The following is a 14,072-nucleotide window of genomic DNA, read 5'->3' on the forward strand; positions in this document are numbered from 1 at the left end:
TATATTCTACAGAATTTTTAGATCTTATGGCAAAATATATCTTCGTTACGGGAGGTGTGACTTCCTCGTTGGGTAAAGGAATCATAGCTGCCTCGCTGGCAAAATTATTGCAGGCTCGTGGCTTTAGAGTGACAATTCAGAAATTTGATCCATATATCAATGTGGATCCGGGCACATTAAACCCTTACGAGCACGGTGAGTGTTTCGTAACTGAAGATGGCGCTGAAACTGACCTGGACCTTGGTCACTATGAGCGTTTCCTGAATACGCCTACATCACAGTCTAATAACGTGACTACTGGTCGTATCTATCAGACTGTTATCAATAAAGAACGTGAAGGCGCCTACCTGGGTAAAACCGTACAGGTGGTACCGCACATCACTGACGAAATCAAACGTCGTATCCTCCTGCTGGGTAAAGATGGTAAACATGATATCGTGATTACCGAGCTGGGTGGTACCGTAGGGGATATCGAATCCCTGCCTTACATTGAGGCGGTTCGTCAGTTACAGTGGGAACTGGACGAGCAGGATTGCCTGGTCGTACACCTGACCCTCATCCCTTATCTGCGTGCTGCAAAAGAGCTGAAAACCAAGCCAACACAGCACTCTGTTAAGATGATGAGCGAAAATGGGGTACATCCTGATGTGATCGTTTGTCGTACAGAAGAGCCAATGTACAATGATCTGAAAAAGAAAATCGCGCTGTTCTGTAATGTGACGCCTGATGCTGTGATCGAAGCAACAGATATGAGCACCATCTATGAAGTGCCGCTGGAAATGCTGCGCGAGAAGCTGGATGTGATCTGTATGAAGAAACTCGGTATTCCTATCGAAAAGGAACCGGATATGACCAAATGGCGCGCATTTCTGGATAAACTGAAATATCCGAAATCCAAAGTAACGATTGGTCTGATCGGAAAATACGTTGAACTGCAGGATGCTTACAAATCCATCCTCGAGTCATTTATTCACGCCGGCGCCATGAACGAATGTAAAGTGGTAGTACAGAACATTCATTCTGAATTCCTTACACAGGAAAATGTGGCTGAAAAGCTGCGTAATCTGGACGGTCTGCTGGTAGCACCCGGCTTCGGTCATCGTGGTATTGAAGGTAAGATCGTGGCTATTCAGTACGCCCGTGAAAATAACCTGCCTTTCTTCGGTATCTGTCTCGGTATGCAGATGGCAGTTGTGGAATACGCCCGTAACGTGATCGGGTGGACAGATGCTCACTCCACAGAAATGAACCCGGACACCCCACATGCGGTAATCGGTCTCATGGAAGAGCAGAAGAAAATTACTGTGAAAGGTGGTACTATGCGTCTGGGTGCTTATACCTGCGAACTGATCCCAGGTTCGAAAGCCGCTACTATCTACGCAAATACTACCATCAGCGAGCGTCACCGCCACCGCTACGAATTCAATAGCCAGTTCCTGGCCGATTTCGAAAAAGCGGGTATGGTACCTTCCGGCCGTAACCCGGAAAGTGGTCTGGTTGAAATGGTAGAACTGCCGGAACATCCGTTCTTCGTAGGCTGTCAGTTCCATCCGGAGCTGAAAAGCACTGTAGAAGCGCCTGCACCTTTATTCGTTCACTTCATCGCTGCTGCCAAACAGTACGCTGAAGACAAGACCATTAAGGCAAAAGTTGCAGAAGAAAAGATCGCACACCAATAATATTTATTTATAACTGACAGGCTTTCAGTAGCAACAATAAGGCATTAACTTTATTGTTGGCGGCTGAAAGCTTGTTGCTTTTACTTACCTTTGCTGCCTAAATTTTAATTGAATTTCATGGACAGAAACTCAGTCATTGGCTTCGCATTGCTGGGCGTGTTGTTCGTTGGTTACATCTTTTTTAACCAAAAACAACAGACTGCTGCAAAAAGAGAAAAAGATCGTCAGGATTCCATAGCTAATGTAAATAAGCCTAAACCGGTTGATACTGCTGCCTACGTAAACGGGGGCGTTGCTGATTCCAGCAAGCTTGCAAGTACATATGGCACCTTCGCCGGCGCTGCCAATGGTACCATTCAGACAGCCGTTCTGGAAAATAAAGTGCTGAAAGTTACCTTCTCTACGCAGGGTGGCCAGCCAACTTTAGTACAACTGAAACAATTCAAGGATTTTGAAGGAAAACCTTTGATGCTGGCTAACAGCTCTTTCAACCGTATTTCCCTTCAGGTTCCTGCAAATAACAATACACAGTTAAACACTGCAGACCTTTACTTTACCGGTGGTACCGTACAGCAGCTCGCAGATGGTAGCCAATCCATCTCTTACCGCCTGCCTACCTCCAATCCTGAACAATATCTGGAGTATATATATACCCTGAAACAGGATGGTTATGCAGTAGACTTTGATATTCACGCTATCGGACTGGAAAACGTCCTGCCATCTAATCAGAAAACCCTTTCCTTACAGTGGGATGCGGAAAATGATAAGCAGGAAAAAGATATGCAGAACGAACGCCAGAACAATCAGGTACACTACCGTGATGTGAATGGCAAACATGACTATTTTACCTTACAACGTTCCACACATGAGAAATGGGACAACCAACTCCAGTGGGTGAGTGTAAAACAACAGTTCTTCAACACTACTTTCATCGCCAGAAAAGATGCACACTTCAACGGTGCAGAGGTGAACGCCAAAGTGCCTGAAAGTGCTAACATTGTAGGACAGACCTTTACCACACTGGAAATTCCTTACAACCGTGCGCACGATTTCACCTTCCCGATTGAAATCTACTACGGACCTAACCATTATTCGACTTTAAAATCCTTCGATAACGGTCTGGAAAGTATCATCCCTCTGGGTTCCGGTATCTTCGCTTTCGTGAAATATGTGAACAAATGGATCATTATCCCTGTGTTCAACTTCCTGAGTGGATTTATTGGTAACTACGGTCTGATCATCATTCTGCTGACCATCTTTATCCGTTTGCTGATAGCACCTTTCACTTACCAGAGCTATGTGTCTCAGGCTAAAATGAAAGTACTGAAACCGGAAATAGATGCCCTGAAAGCAAAATATGGTGATGACCAGCAGGCTTTCGGTGTAGAACAGATGAAATTATTCAGAAGCGCAGGTGTGAATCCGCTCGGTGGTTGTTTACCAGCCCTGATGCAGTTACCTATCCTGGTAGCGATGTATAGCTTCTTCCCATCCTCTATCGAGCTGAGACAAGAAAGTTTCCTGTGGGCAACTGACCTCTCCGCTTACGATTCTATCCTGAACCTGCCATTTACCATTCCGTTCTATGGTAACCACGTCAGCCTATTCACCCTGCTGATGACTGCCACCAGTTTGATGCTGGCATTCAATAACCGTGGTATGGCTGATCAGAGCAATCCGGTAATGAAATACATGCCGTATGTGTTCCCGATCATGCTGTTAGGTATCTTCAACCGTCTGGCTTCAGCGCTGACCTTCTATTACTTCCTGTCCAACGTGATCAGTATCGGTTTACAGTGGGCAATCCAGAAGTTCTTCGTGAACCACGATAAGATTCATGCACAGATACAGGAGAATAAAAAGAAACCTGCTTCCAAGTCTAAATGGCAGGAGAAACTCGAGGACATGCAGAAGAAACAGCAAGACATGCAAAAACGTCAACAGGACATACAACAGCGTAAAAAGCAATAGTATCGAACCAATTTGATGTAATATATTAACAGAAGGCTTCCCACGTAGGAAGCCTTCTGTATTTTGAGGAAATCATGCATAATCATACCTAATGAAGTACTTATTGTTTCTATTCACAGCTACAACTGTTTATGCCGGTGCCTACGCACAGGACTACCAACCATCGGCCAGCCGTATTCAGAAAACGGTTACTTATCTGGCGTCAGAAAAATTAAAAGGTCGCGGCACAGCCGAAAAAGGGGGCGTTAAAGCAAGTAGTTACGTTGCTAAACAGTTTAAATCACTCGGACTGAAACCGGGTAACGGGGACAGCTATTTCCAGCAATTTACTTTTGACAGGAAAGAACATCATGGCATTGCTACCCGTAATGTGATCGGATTTCTGGACAATGGCGCTGCAAAGACCATTGTAATAGGCGCACACTATGATCACCTCGGTACCGCCGGATTGTTTGATGGTAAATATCCCATCGGACAAATCCATAACGGGGCAGATGATAACGCTTCCGGTGTGGCTGGTCTGCTTGAATTAGCCAGATATTTCACTGAAAACGGTCAGAAAGAGCCATTTAACTTCCTGTTTATCTCCTTTGGAGGCGAAGAATTAGGTCTGCAGGGATCTAAATATTTTACCGCCAACCCGACTATCCCGTTAAACACTATGCATTTCATGCTGAACATGGACATGATAGGCCGTTATAATGAAGAAAGAGGTTTGGGTATCGGTGGATATGGTACCGCACAGGAATGGCCTGCTGTATTCAAAGAAGCACAGGAGCCGGGTATTCATTATTTCACAGACGGTTCCGGTAAAGGCGCTTCCGATCATCATAACTTCTATATGAATGATGTACCGGTGATTTTCCTGCATACCGGTCCGCATGACGACTACCACAAACCAACAGATGATGTGGAAAAACTGAAGGCAAAAGAAGAAGCGCTGGTATTAAAACTGGGTATTCAGCTGATCAACAACGCGATGAAATATCCTGCTTTACACTATGTAGAGAATGAGAAGAAGGTAGAGGATAAGAAATAACAGGGTGTCTATAAAAGAAAAAGGGTCCGCCGTATGGCAGACCCTTTTTCTTTTATATTGTTACCGTTACAGTTGCGGTTTCTGTGGATAAGTAGCTTTTGGCATAGTAGAAGGAATGGGCTTTTCTTTGCCTTCTTTCTTCTCTTCTTCTCTCTTTTTTGCCTCTTTATCAGCTGCTGGTTCCAGTTTATTCACATCGTAGCTATCACTATAGCCGCTGTTGCCTTCGGTGTAGTCACTTTCGTTTCCATTACCATGATCGTCAGCTTCAGCACCTGGTTTCACATTATCTTGAACCGTCTGATAGAATTCACTGGTGATGGACTGTGGAATAGAGAAAGTCGCCTTATCATCTATTTTCAATGTTTTATCCGCATATACCTTCTGGAAGAAATACGCCCAGATTGGTAAGCCGGTATTTGCACCCTGACCATTCGCGGTAGAACTGAAGTGCAGGAAGTTGTTTTCACAACCTACCCAGGCGCCTGCCAGTAACTGTGGGGTAAAGCCGAGGAACCAACCATCGGTGTTATCGTTGGTAGTACCGGTTTTACCAGCTACCTCGCTCTGGATGCCATAACGGAAACGCAGACGGGCAGAAGTACCGCCCGGACCAGTTACCCCCTGCATCATCTTTACCATTGTATAAGACTCGTTCTCACTGATCACTTCGCGTTTTTCCGGCGCGAAAGTCTGCAGGATGTTACCATTTCTGTCTTCTATACGGGTGATGTAGATTGGTCTTGTAATGATACCACGTGCAGGGAACATGGTGTAAGCCTGCAACATTTCAAACAGGGAGATTTCCGGTGTACCCAGGGAAATAGAAGGGTAGGGAGGAATGTCTGCACTGAAGCCGATCTTGTTTTTCGCAAAGTCAGCCACTGCCTGCGGACCTAACTGTTTGATCAGGTAAGCAGATACCAGGTTCAGTGATTTTGCCAGTGCACCTGCCATACTGATACTACCGCCTACACTACCTTCGGAGTTTCGGCTCAGTGTCCAGTTATATTTAGGGAATGATACCGGTTCGTTTGGCAGCATGGTGCTTGGTTGCATACCATTCATGATAGCGAAGGTGTACAGGAATGGTTTGAAAGTAGAACCTACCTGTCTGCGGGTTTTGGCAACGTGGTCATTTTTGAAATAACGGAAGTCAGGACCACCTACCCAGGCTTTGATCTCACCACTTTCCGGATCCATCGCCATGAAACCTGCCTGAAGAATAGCTCTCATGTACTTGATAGAGTCTATCGGTGTCATGATGGTATCCAGTTCGTTGAGCTCAGGTTCTGTAAAGCTCTTCCATGCGAATACCTTCATTCTGGTAGGCGTATTGAATGCTTTTTTGATCTGATCTTCAGATGCTTCATCTTCTTTCATCGCTTTGTAGCGGTCAGACTCTTTCATGTAACGATCAACGTAAGTCTGCCAGTTTTTCCACACACTACCTGATTTGATATTGGCCTGTGTAGCAAATACTTTCTGCAGATCTTTCAGATGATGGTCTACCGCTTCTTCTGCATACAGCTGCATGCGTGGATTGATGGTTGTATAGATCTTCAGACCATCACGGTAAAGATTGTATTCAGAACCATCTGCTTTTTTATGCTCTTTACACCATACTTTCAGCTCGTCACGCAGTACCTCCCTGAAGTAAGGCGCCAGACCTTTGTTATGGTCTATCTTATTGTATCTTAATACGATAGGTTTGCTTTTGGCAGCATTAGCTTCAGGAGCAGTGATAAAGTCATTTTTCTGCATCAGCTCTATCACCGTATTACGACGGTTAAGTGCCACCACCGGATTCCGGCGTGGGTTATAGAGGTTGGTACCTTTCAGCATGGCTATCAGAGTCGCTGCTTCTTCAATGGACAGGTGAGCTGCATCTTTACTAAAGAAGGTACGTGCGCCATTTTCGATACCATATACGTTATCCCCGAAAGGAACTGTATTCAGATAGAGGGTAATGATCTCCTGTTTGGTGAAGTTACGTTCCAGTCTTACCGCGATCAGCCATTCCTGCATTTTCTGGAAAGACCTTGCGATAAAGTTTCTTGCACGTAAAGTACCGTTATTATCAGCCTGCAGGTTCAGGGCCAGCTGCTGGGTGATCGTACTGGATCCCCTTTTCTTACCTATTGCGAGGTAGAAAGGAATAGCAATGGTAGCGTAAGGATCGATTCCGGAGTGCTCATAGAAGCGGACATCCTCAGTGGCGATCAGTGCGTTGAGCACATTTTTGGAAATTTCGTTGTAGTCGGAGCTTGACCTGTCTACCTGGTAGTATTTACCGAGAATGGTTCCATCTTCGGCAATTACTTCAGATGCGACTGCAGCCCTTGGGTTTTCAAGGGTTTCCATGGATGGCATGTTGCCAATAATGCGGAAGTTAACAAGCAATATCAGTAAAAGGAATAATCCGGTTACTGATAACACTGTGATCCACAATATTTTAACCGATTTTTTCATACTTGCTTAAAATATTTGATTTGCCCGGCCAGCATTGCACAGGGATAGATCTAACTCTGTTATAGCAATTTGCGGGCCTTAAATGCAATAGCTTGTAATAGCGGGCAAAACTATTAAAAAAAACGTGTGATACCCCCCTTTTAATGTTAAAAGGCTGATTTATCTTCTTAAATGAATTAATATGTTTTCTATCTTATTGTCCCTTATTGTGTAATGTAGGTATCATTAAAGAATTTCCGGTAGCCTTCCACGTCTTTCGTACTGTTCATCTGGATAAAGTTATCCCTTGAAATGATAAACATAGTGTAATCGGACGGACGGATACGGGGAACGATCTTTTCAGCTTCGCCCCTTATCTCATCAAAGTAGTCCAATGCCTTGTCTTCATTCGGGAATAATCTGAATATCAGCATGACATCCTGCTGGGTCAACACAAAGTTGGCCACCTGTATACTTTCTCCGCCGTGTTTCTCAGCGTTGTACCGGGTGAATTGTGTCAATGCTTCCTCTATAGCGGCTTTATTGGTACGCAGGAAATACATGATTACGAAATGTGGATTCCTGGCGTCCAGTTTATAGATAGTCACAGGTTTCAGTGGCGCTGGCAAAGGCTGTACTTTCAGCGCTGCATTGGCGGCGCTGGCATCCACTTTTACAGAATCGGCAGCAGCTGTTTTCAGCTTATCTGAATCAAATTTAGGCTCCGGTTTCTGCCATGGATAACGGATAGAGATGTTTTCATCGACCACATTGCCATTATCCCGGCTTTTTTCTATTTCCAGTCTGGAGAGGTATACCACGAGGGCAGCCCTGTTATCCAGTGCTTCCAGCAGTGATTTGGCTTTTTCCTGTACCGCATCATCCTGCTTGTACTTATTGATGACATTCACAACTGCCTGACGACCAAACTCACAGGTATCCATTTTCATGATGATCATGGCTTCCAGCAGGTCAAATTTTGGCTGCATAAAGTTGAGTCCATAACTGGAATCAGCTGCCTTTTTCAGGTTGTAGGCTTCTTCCAGATTCCCCCGCAGATAATTCACATAAACGGAGTCGTAGGAGGTGGAGATCTCTTTCTTTTTACTTTCGTTGATGTCCTGCAGTGCACCATATTTAATGATGCTGGCAAATTTGGAATCGCCGAACTGTGTCACCACATTCTGTTTATACTTCGCTGCAAGGGCGGTATGTCCCAGTTTGGTATGCCAGATATATAATGAATAGATGACTTCCTGTTTATGCGGATGTTGTGGATACCTGTTCAACAGGGTATCGTAGGTTTCAATAGCCAGTTCTGTGTTATCCAGCTGGTCATTATAGAGCTTGCCTAAGTCATAATAGGCATCCTCTACGATAACGTTGGATTTCAACAGGTCGTCCGGCGTGAGGGGCAGACCGGCAGCAAGTGATTTTGCATTGGTGCTGTCAGTCAATGTTTTACCACCACTGACCCCGATTGGATTACCGTTTTCATCTTCCGGTGCCAAAGGTTGGTTGGCTGCAACCGGACCGGTCTGGCTTCTGCGCCAGTTATCGGCCAAAGGTCTGTTGCCCCAACGCTTTTTGAACTCGGAGTAACCGGCGGATTTGGTCGCATTATTATAGAAATACCATTCACCCTTATCATCCGCTTTAGGAGCGGCAGGGCTATTGTTATTCATCATATTGGAAAGCGGGTTGTTGTTGGCCATCTGTTGTGGATCAACAATCCCTTTTTCCGCATTTTCCTTGTCTTTTTTTGCTTTTTCTTCTGCTTCCCTGCGCATCTGTCCTGCCATTTTCTCGAGGAAGATCATCCTGTCAGATTCCGGCATGGCGGCGATACGCTGCAGACTATCCTCGCGCTGGATAGCTTCCACACGGGTAGCTACATCGCTGAGTACGCGTTTACGCTTATTAACGATGGCGGAGTCTGTAAATTCTGGTGGCATTACGGAAGCTGTACTGTCGTAGTAATCTCTGGCCAGACGGTAACGGCGCTGTCCGTAGTAGATATCAGCCACTGCTTTGAAAGACAATGCTTTCTGCATAGTGTTGGTGCTCTCTACCTTGAGTGCCTGCCGCAGATATTCCATTGCCTGATCCTGATCTTTTGGCAGTACGAGGTTAGCCATTGTATAATAGATCGCGTCGCGGAACTCGAAATATTTCTCTTTGCGCACCATGCGTTTCAGGCGGGCGAGGCTTTCGTCGAGTGAACCGCCTTCACGGGTACCATCAAGTTTGGCGATCTGGATACGTGCCTGGAAGTCCATGATCGGGTCCGGTTTCTGTTTGATCACCTTATGGAACATCATGGTCGCAGAATCCGGTTTGCTGTAATTGGTATACAGCTGGCCCAGAATAAAGTACATACGTGCACGCTCATCCCTGTTGCCTTTAGCCTTTACAGCAACCTGCAGTGGATTGATCACTTCTGCGAAACGTTCCTGTTTGTACAGGGCGTAGGCTCTTACTTCAGCCATGTCGCCGGCCAGTCTTTTAGGGAAGTAGGGATCCTGTTCGAGGATATTCATCATAGAACGGGCCTCATCAAACTCCTTCATTTCGAGGAGAGTTTTAGCTCTCCACACAAAAGCGTCGTTACGGGCGTAGGTATGTTTGAAGTAGCCAAAGGGCGGTTTCCGCTTTTCGTGGGAGGCAATTGACAGCTGGTCTTTTGCGCTGGAACCGACTACTGCTTTATAATCTGATTTCTTTTTAGGAGCGTAGGTGGTGTTGATAAACTGGAAAGTACGGTTGGCTTTATCCCATTCACCCTGAAAGAAATAGGCCTGACCAATGACGAGATAGCTATCGTCAATCCATTTACTACGAGGGTCGTGTATCTGTATGTTGATGGAAGCTTTTTCGATGACGGTATCCAGGTCGCCAATGCTGAGACCAAGACTTTGCAGACTGTAAGGGTAGAAGGGGAGCAGGTAATTGTAGTTATCCTGTCCCTGACGGCTCACATTGTGGGTAATGAGTGCCAGTTTCTTGCGGGCATTGAACAAATAGTTATATCTGGCCAGCATGTTCTGTACCAGTTTACGTTTAATCGTCCATTTGCGTTCTGCCAGCATTTCTGCGGGAATACGTCTGTTTTCACCTTTCGGCTGCGCTACTTTTGGAACAAGCGGCTTTTGCATGGTCCGTTGAGTGGGCCTGCTATTGTTATTTCTGGACTGGTTATTTGTAACCGTGGTATCCCGTCGCTGGGCGCTGACCCTGTTAATTTCAATACAGCACAAGAACAGACTTACTAAACAGGTATATGATAGAAAATTGCGAACTGATCTGTAATAATTCATGGATGCCAGGGTGTATAGGCTTACCTATATAACTTATATGTCAGGAAATTATTTTTTAAAGATAGGATTATTTTTTTGAGGCTGTCAAAAGTGCATATTACGATTAAAAATGAGTCCTATCCAATTTTTTAAATACGAAATAATATAAATGTTTAACTTTAGCCGGTTGATAATCAGAAAAATTATTCAGTTTTATAGCGGATATGGCTAATAAGCGTGATAAAAAGGGCAGAAATGTGGGCCGGATCGGTAACCGATACCGCCTGGTAATTATGAACGACAATACCTATGAAGAGGTCACATCGTTTAAATTATCACGGATGAGTGTGTATGTTGCTTTAAGTACTTTGTTTGTACTGCTGGTGACAATTACTGTCGCCACCGTTGTATTCACACCGTTGCGTTATTATATCCCGGGATATGGTGACCTTAAGCAGCGGAGAGAGTTCATCCGGTTGAAAATGCGTACAGATTCACTGGAAGCAGCCATTAATGCCCGCGATAAATATCTGGACAATATACAGAAGGTTATCAGCGGTGACTATTCCACCAGCAAACTGGACACAACTACCATTAAAGTTCCGAAAGTCGATAATAGTACATACTAACTATTTCAGGTCAGGCGACAAAACATTGCGGGACAAAATATACGAGAAGGTCATATACGCAAAGGGGGCCGTATACCGTTAAGGGAAGATGTGAATAACTTCTGAAAGAAGTGATTGTCAATCGGAAATAATATGTTAATAAATAATACTATCTTACATCACACTAACTAAAAGCTGAAAAACCTAGAATCCTATGTTTAGCAACAACAATCGTAATGCCAGAAGCGAGAGCAAATCAGTAATGCCTTCTTCCAACGTGAACATTATTGGCAGTGGAACTTCCATTCAGGGAGATATTGTAAGCGAAGGTGATATCCGCATTGACGGTCAGGTGAATGGCCTGGTATCAACAAAAGCTAAAATTGTAGTAGGTCCTGAAGGAGAGATTACCGGTGATCTGATATGTCAAAGTGCGGACATTCTGGGTAAAGTAACTGGTATTATTAAGGTGGAAGATCTGCTTTTCCTGAAAGGTAACGCGCTGGTAAAAGGTGATCTGTACACTGCTCATTTTGAGATGGAACCAACAGCGAAATTCAATGGTCGTTGCTATATGGAGCCTGAGGAAGTAGCAGCTGCAAATCAGAAAGAAAAAAATGGAAAACCAGTCACCTCAACAAAATCCGAACAAAAATCTGAACAAAAAGCCGAAGAAGAAGCCAGATAACAGGCTGATACTCCGGTACACAGGGCTGGCTTTTCAGATGATGGCCACATTAGGCATAGCGGTATTTGCTGGTTATAAAATCGACCAGCGGACGGGATGGTCATTCCCTTTCTTTCTGATCATTTTGTCTTTATTAGCTTTAGTCTTAATTTTGCGCCAAATTATCAAAGATACCAGCAGGAATGAGTGACAGGTTCTACTTTAGAGTTATTAGCCTTTTCATTATTTTGAATGGCGCATTATTATTTTTAAAAGCCTGGTTGTTAGACAATGGAGTACACCACACGGCACTTCTTATCGGCAACCTGGCTTTAGCTGCCCTCTCCGCCATGACCTACAGCATGAGCCGCAAGGGAATACGATCTGAGAATAACGGAGATTTCCTCCTTCGTGTATATGGTTCCATGATCAGCAGAATGATGTTATGTCTGGCCGGCATTACTATATATGCCGTAGCGAACAGGCCGCATACCAGCAAATTCACTATCTTCATACTGATGTTCTTCTATGCCGTATATGCGGTAGTAGAGAATTTTAGTCTGCAAAAAATTATCAAAAGAAAAAATAGTTAGCAACCCGTGAAGCAGGAGGCTCCTTTAAATGCATTAGCTGCATATCTGCCTGAAGGAACCTTCGGGCAGGTGATGGCCTACCTTAACCAGTACAAGGTCCACTTAACGGTGACACGTGAACGGCAAAGCATTTTGGGCGATTACCGCCACCCCGACAGAAGGGGTGGACATCGTATCAGTATCAACGGTAATCTGAACCGATATGCTTTTCTGATCACGTTGCTGCATGAAATATCCCACCTTACCACATTTATGCAATACGCTAATAGTGTTGCCTCACATGGGAAGGAGTGGAAGCAGCATTTCTCCGCTATTCTGAAAGAGTTTGTGGGTAAAGGTTATCTGCCGGCCGATGTGGAAGCTGCCCTCCGGCAGAGTATCCGTAATCCGGCTGCCAGTTCCTGTGCAGATGATGATCTGATGCGGGTACTCAAACGCTATGATCGTCAGAAAGAAAATCATTTTCTCGTAGAACAACTGCAGCCCAATCAATTGTTTCGTACCAAAGATGGTCGTGTTTTCAGGAAAGGGGAGCGTATCCGTAAGCGTTACCGCTGTGAAGAAGTAGCCACCAAAAGAATGTATCTCTTCAGCCCCGTATATGAGGTGGAACTCGTAGCCGCATAAAAAAGGATCTACAACTCTGAAGCTGCAGATCCTTTCTTACTTTAAACCTCCATTTAAGAATTTACACCCGCTGTTTGCCCTATCATCATACGCTTGTTGTATTCCCGTTCCCTTTTCTCTATCGTTTCCTTCCGGAAAATGATATAAGCATGTTCGTGTGCTTCCAGCAGATCGTCATACGGTCCGCGGGGAGAAATCAGTTTTACGAATACCGGCGCTGTCTCGATCGTAATAAACAGCAGTGTGATAAACCAGTTTGCCCATTTCACAGGCTCACTACGGTCAGTCAGATGTCCCAATGCATCCAGTCTGGAGGCCAGACCATCAATGTGACTACGGTCCAGCGTACCTACAGTTGACTGACGGGTAGAGTCGATACTTGCCAGTTGCTGCCGTTTCTGGGCGATCAGGGTGCCATTCTGGACCGTGATTCTTTGCAATAAGGCAGCCGCACTGTCAGCATCTGCTTTTTTCGCTTTGTAAATAGGACCAAGGTTTTGCTTGCGGGAACCGCCTGTACCATCAGCTTCCTGTTGGGCAATAAGCTGCAGAGTGTCCACTTTGGCTGCCTGCTCGCGGATGCCCTGGTTGAGCTGGGCAATTTCTGCATTCAGGGTGTTGACCTGTTGCTGGAAGCGGTTTTTAACCTTGTCTTCCTGATTTTTGAATACCTGTTGCTCCATGACAATCAGTTCCTGATTGATCTCTTTTTCGAATACCTTCAACTCCAGTGGCTTGGAGATCACCACGGCAATAAGGATCGCCAGTATCAGCCGGGGTACAGCCATACCGAATTCCTGCATGAATTTGTTGCGCTTTTTCATACCTGAGACGATATACCTGTCCAGATTAAAGATCATCAGTCCCCATACGATGCCAAAGACAATGGCGCCCCATGGAGAACTGAATACTGTCCACAGCGCATACCCACCGGAAAAAGCAGCCAGTAGTCCGGTGAAAAAGATTGTTGCCCCGATGCCCCCGTATTTGTTTGTCTCTGATGGGGCCCTTTTCAGCATAGGCACATGCACTCCTGAACAAAACAGGAAAAAGTCGCGGAAGCGCTTCATGATAATTGTACTATTTGGTATATATAAAAAAAATGCACCCGCAGAATGCAGGTATATAGTGAAGGATGGAT

At 45.0% G+C, this 14,072-nt stretch carries 11 protein-coding genes; 8 read left to right on the forward strand and 3 right to left on the reverse strand.

Annotated features, from left to right (window positions below; all coding sequences use genetic code 11):
• Positions 1-26: 26 nt before the first annotated feature.
• The 3 genes from FEF09_RS05105 to FEF09_RS05115 all read left to right on the forward strand — a co-directional run bounded on the left by FEF09_RS05105 (position 27) and on the right by FEF09_RS05115 (position 4,689).
• Positions 27-1,679, forward strand: coding sequence for a CTP synthase (locus tag FEF09_RS05105; RefSeq protein WP_146304120.1), 1,653 nt, complete (start codon positions 27-29; stop codon positions 1,677-1,679).
• A gap of 117 nt (positions 1,680-1,796) precedes the next feature.
• Complete coding sequence (gene yidC, locus FEF09_RS05110; protein WP_146304121.1) at positions 1,797-3,650, forward strand: membrane protein insertase YidC; 1,854 nt, start codon at positions 1,797-1,799, stop codon at positions 3,648-3,650.
• 91 nt (positions 3,651-3,741) lie between these two features.
• Entirely contained in the window at positions 3,742-4,689 is a 948-nt protein-coding gene (locus tag FEF09_RS05115) for a M20/M25/M40 family metallo-hydrolase (RefSeq protein ID WP_146304122.1), read from the forward strand.
• 66 nt (positions 4,690-4,755) lie between these two features.
• Here FEF09_RS05115 and FEF09_RS05120 read toward each other — a convergent pair whose 3' ends face one another.
• Together FEF09_RS05120 and FEF09_RS05125 are read right to left on the reverse strand one after the other, a co-directional pair.
• Positions 4,756-7,161 (reverse strand): transglycosylase domain-containing protein, encoded by a 2,406-nt coding sequence (locus FEF09_RS05120; protein ID WP_146304123.1) that lies wholly within the window; start codon positions 7,159-7,161, stop codon positions 4,756-4,758.
• Between the two features lie 203 nt (positions 7,162-7,364).
• On the reverse strand, positions 7,365-10,295 hold the full coding sequence (locus FEF09_RS05125) for a tetratricopeptide repeat protein (RefSeq protein WP_186774198.1): 2,931 nt from the start codon (positions 10,293-10,295) through the stop codon (positions 7,365-7,367).
• A gap of 365 nt (positions 10,296-10,660) precedes the next feature.
• On the opposite strand from FEF09_RS05125, the gene FEF09_RS05130 reads away from it, so the two are divergent.
• The 5 genes from FEF09_RS05130 (at position 10,661) to FEF09_RS05150 (ending at position 12,931) form a co-directional block, all read left to right on the forward strand.
• Entirely contained in the window at positions 10,661-11,065 is a 405-nt protein-coding gene (locus tag FEF09_RS05130) for a hypothetical protein (protein ID WP_146304125.1), read from the forward strand.
• Positions 11,066-11,258: 193 nt separating this feature from the next.
• The gene (locus FEF09_RS05135) at positions 11,259-11,732 is read left to right on the forward strand and encodes a polymer-forming cytoskeletal protein (RefSeq protein ID WP_146304126.1); all 474 of its coding nucleotides are present in this window, start codon (positions 11,259-11,261) and stop codon (positions 11,730-11,732) included.
• A complete protein-coding gene (locus FEF09_RS34690) occupies positions 11,662-11,922 on the forward strand; it encodes an AtpZ/AtpI family protein (protein WP_146304127.1) in 261 nt (86 codons plus the stop codon). The genes FEF09_RS05135 and FEF09_RS34690 overlap by 71 nt, the downstream gene beginning before the upstream one ends.
• 70 nt (positions 11,923-11,992) lie before the next feature.
• On the forward strand, positions 11,993-12,304 hold the full coding sequence (locus FEF09_RS05145; protein ID WP_143087872.1) for a hypothetical protein: 312 nt from the start codon (positions 11,993-11,995) through the stop codon (positions 12,302-12,304).
• 6 nt (positions 12,305-12,310) lie between these two features.
• Positions 12,311-12,931, forward strand: a complete 621-nt coding sequence (locus FEF09_RS05150) for a SprT-like domain-containing protein (protein ID WP_146304128.1) — start codon at positions 12,311-12,313, stop codon at positions 12,929-12,931.
• A gap of 53 nt (positions 12,932-12,984) precedes the next feature.
• On the opposite strand, the gene FEF09_RS05155 is transcribed toward FEF09_RS05150, so the two are convergent.
• Positions 12,985-14,001, reverse strand: coding sequence for a DUF4407 domain-containing protein (locus FEF09_RS05155; protein ID WP_146304129.1), 1,017 nt, complete (start codon positions 13,999-14,001; stop codon positions 12,985-12,987).
• Positions 14,002-14,072: the final 71 nt, after the last annotated feature.

This window comes from Chitinophaga pinensis (genome assembly GCF_007896845.1).
In the GTDB taxonomy this organism is placed as follows: domain Bacteria; phylum Bacteroidota; class Bacteroidia; order Chitinophagales; family Chitinophagaceae; genus Chitinophaga; species Chitinophaga pinensis_C.

What these genes read in the sequence shown, in the direction of transcription:
- FEF09_RS34690 (WP_146304127.1), top strand. Translation starts at nt 11,662, where the DNA reads ATGGAAAACCAGTCACCTCAACAAAATCCGAACAAAAATCTGAACAAA.
- FEF09_RS05135 (WP_146304126.1), top strand. Translation starts at nt 11,259, where the DNA reads ATGTTTAGCAACAACAATCGTAATGCCAGAAGCGAGAGCAAATCAGTA.
- yidC (WP_146304121.1), top strand. Translation starts at nt 1,797, where the DNA reads ATGGACAGAAACTCAGTCATTGGCTTCGCATTGCTGGGCGTGTTGTTC.
- FEF09_RS05105 (WP_146304120.1), top strand. Translation starts at nt 27, where the DNA reads ATGGCAAAATATATCTTCGTTACGGGAGGTGTGACTTCCTCGTTGGGT.
- FEF09_RS05155 (WP_146304129.1), bottom strand. Translation starts at nt 14,001, where the DNA reads ATGAAGCGCTTCCGCGACTTTTTCCTGTTTTGTTCAGGAGTGCATGTG.
- FEF09_RS05120 (WP_146304123.1), bottom strand. Translation starts at nt 7,161, where the DNA reads ATGAAAAAATCGGTTAAAATATTGTGGATCACAGTGTTATCAGTAACC.
- FEF09_RS05130 (WP_146304125.1), top strand. Translation starts at nt 10,661, where the DNA reads ATGGCTAATAAGCGTGATAAAAAGGGCAGAAATGTGGGCCGGATCGGT.
- FEF09_RS05115 (WP_146304122.1), top strand. Translation starts at nt 3,742, where the DNA reads ATGAAGTACTTATTGTTTCTATTCACAGCTACAACTGTTTATGCCGGT.
- FEF09_RS05125 (WP_186774198.1), bottom strand. Translation starts at nt 10,295, where the DNA reads ATGCAAAAGCCGCTTGTTCCAAAAGTAGCGCAGCCGAAAGGTGAAAAC.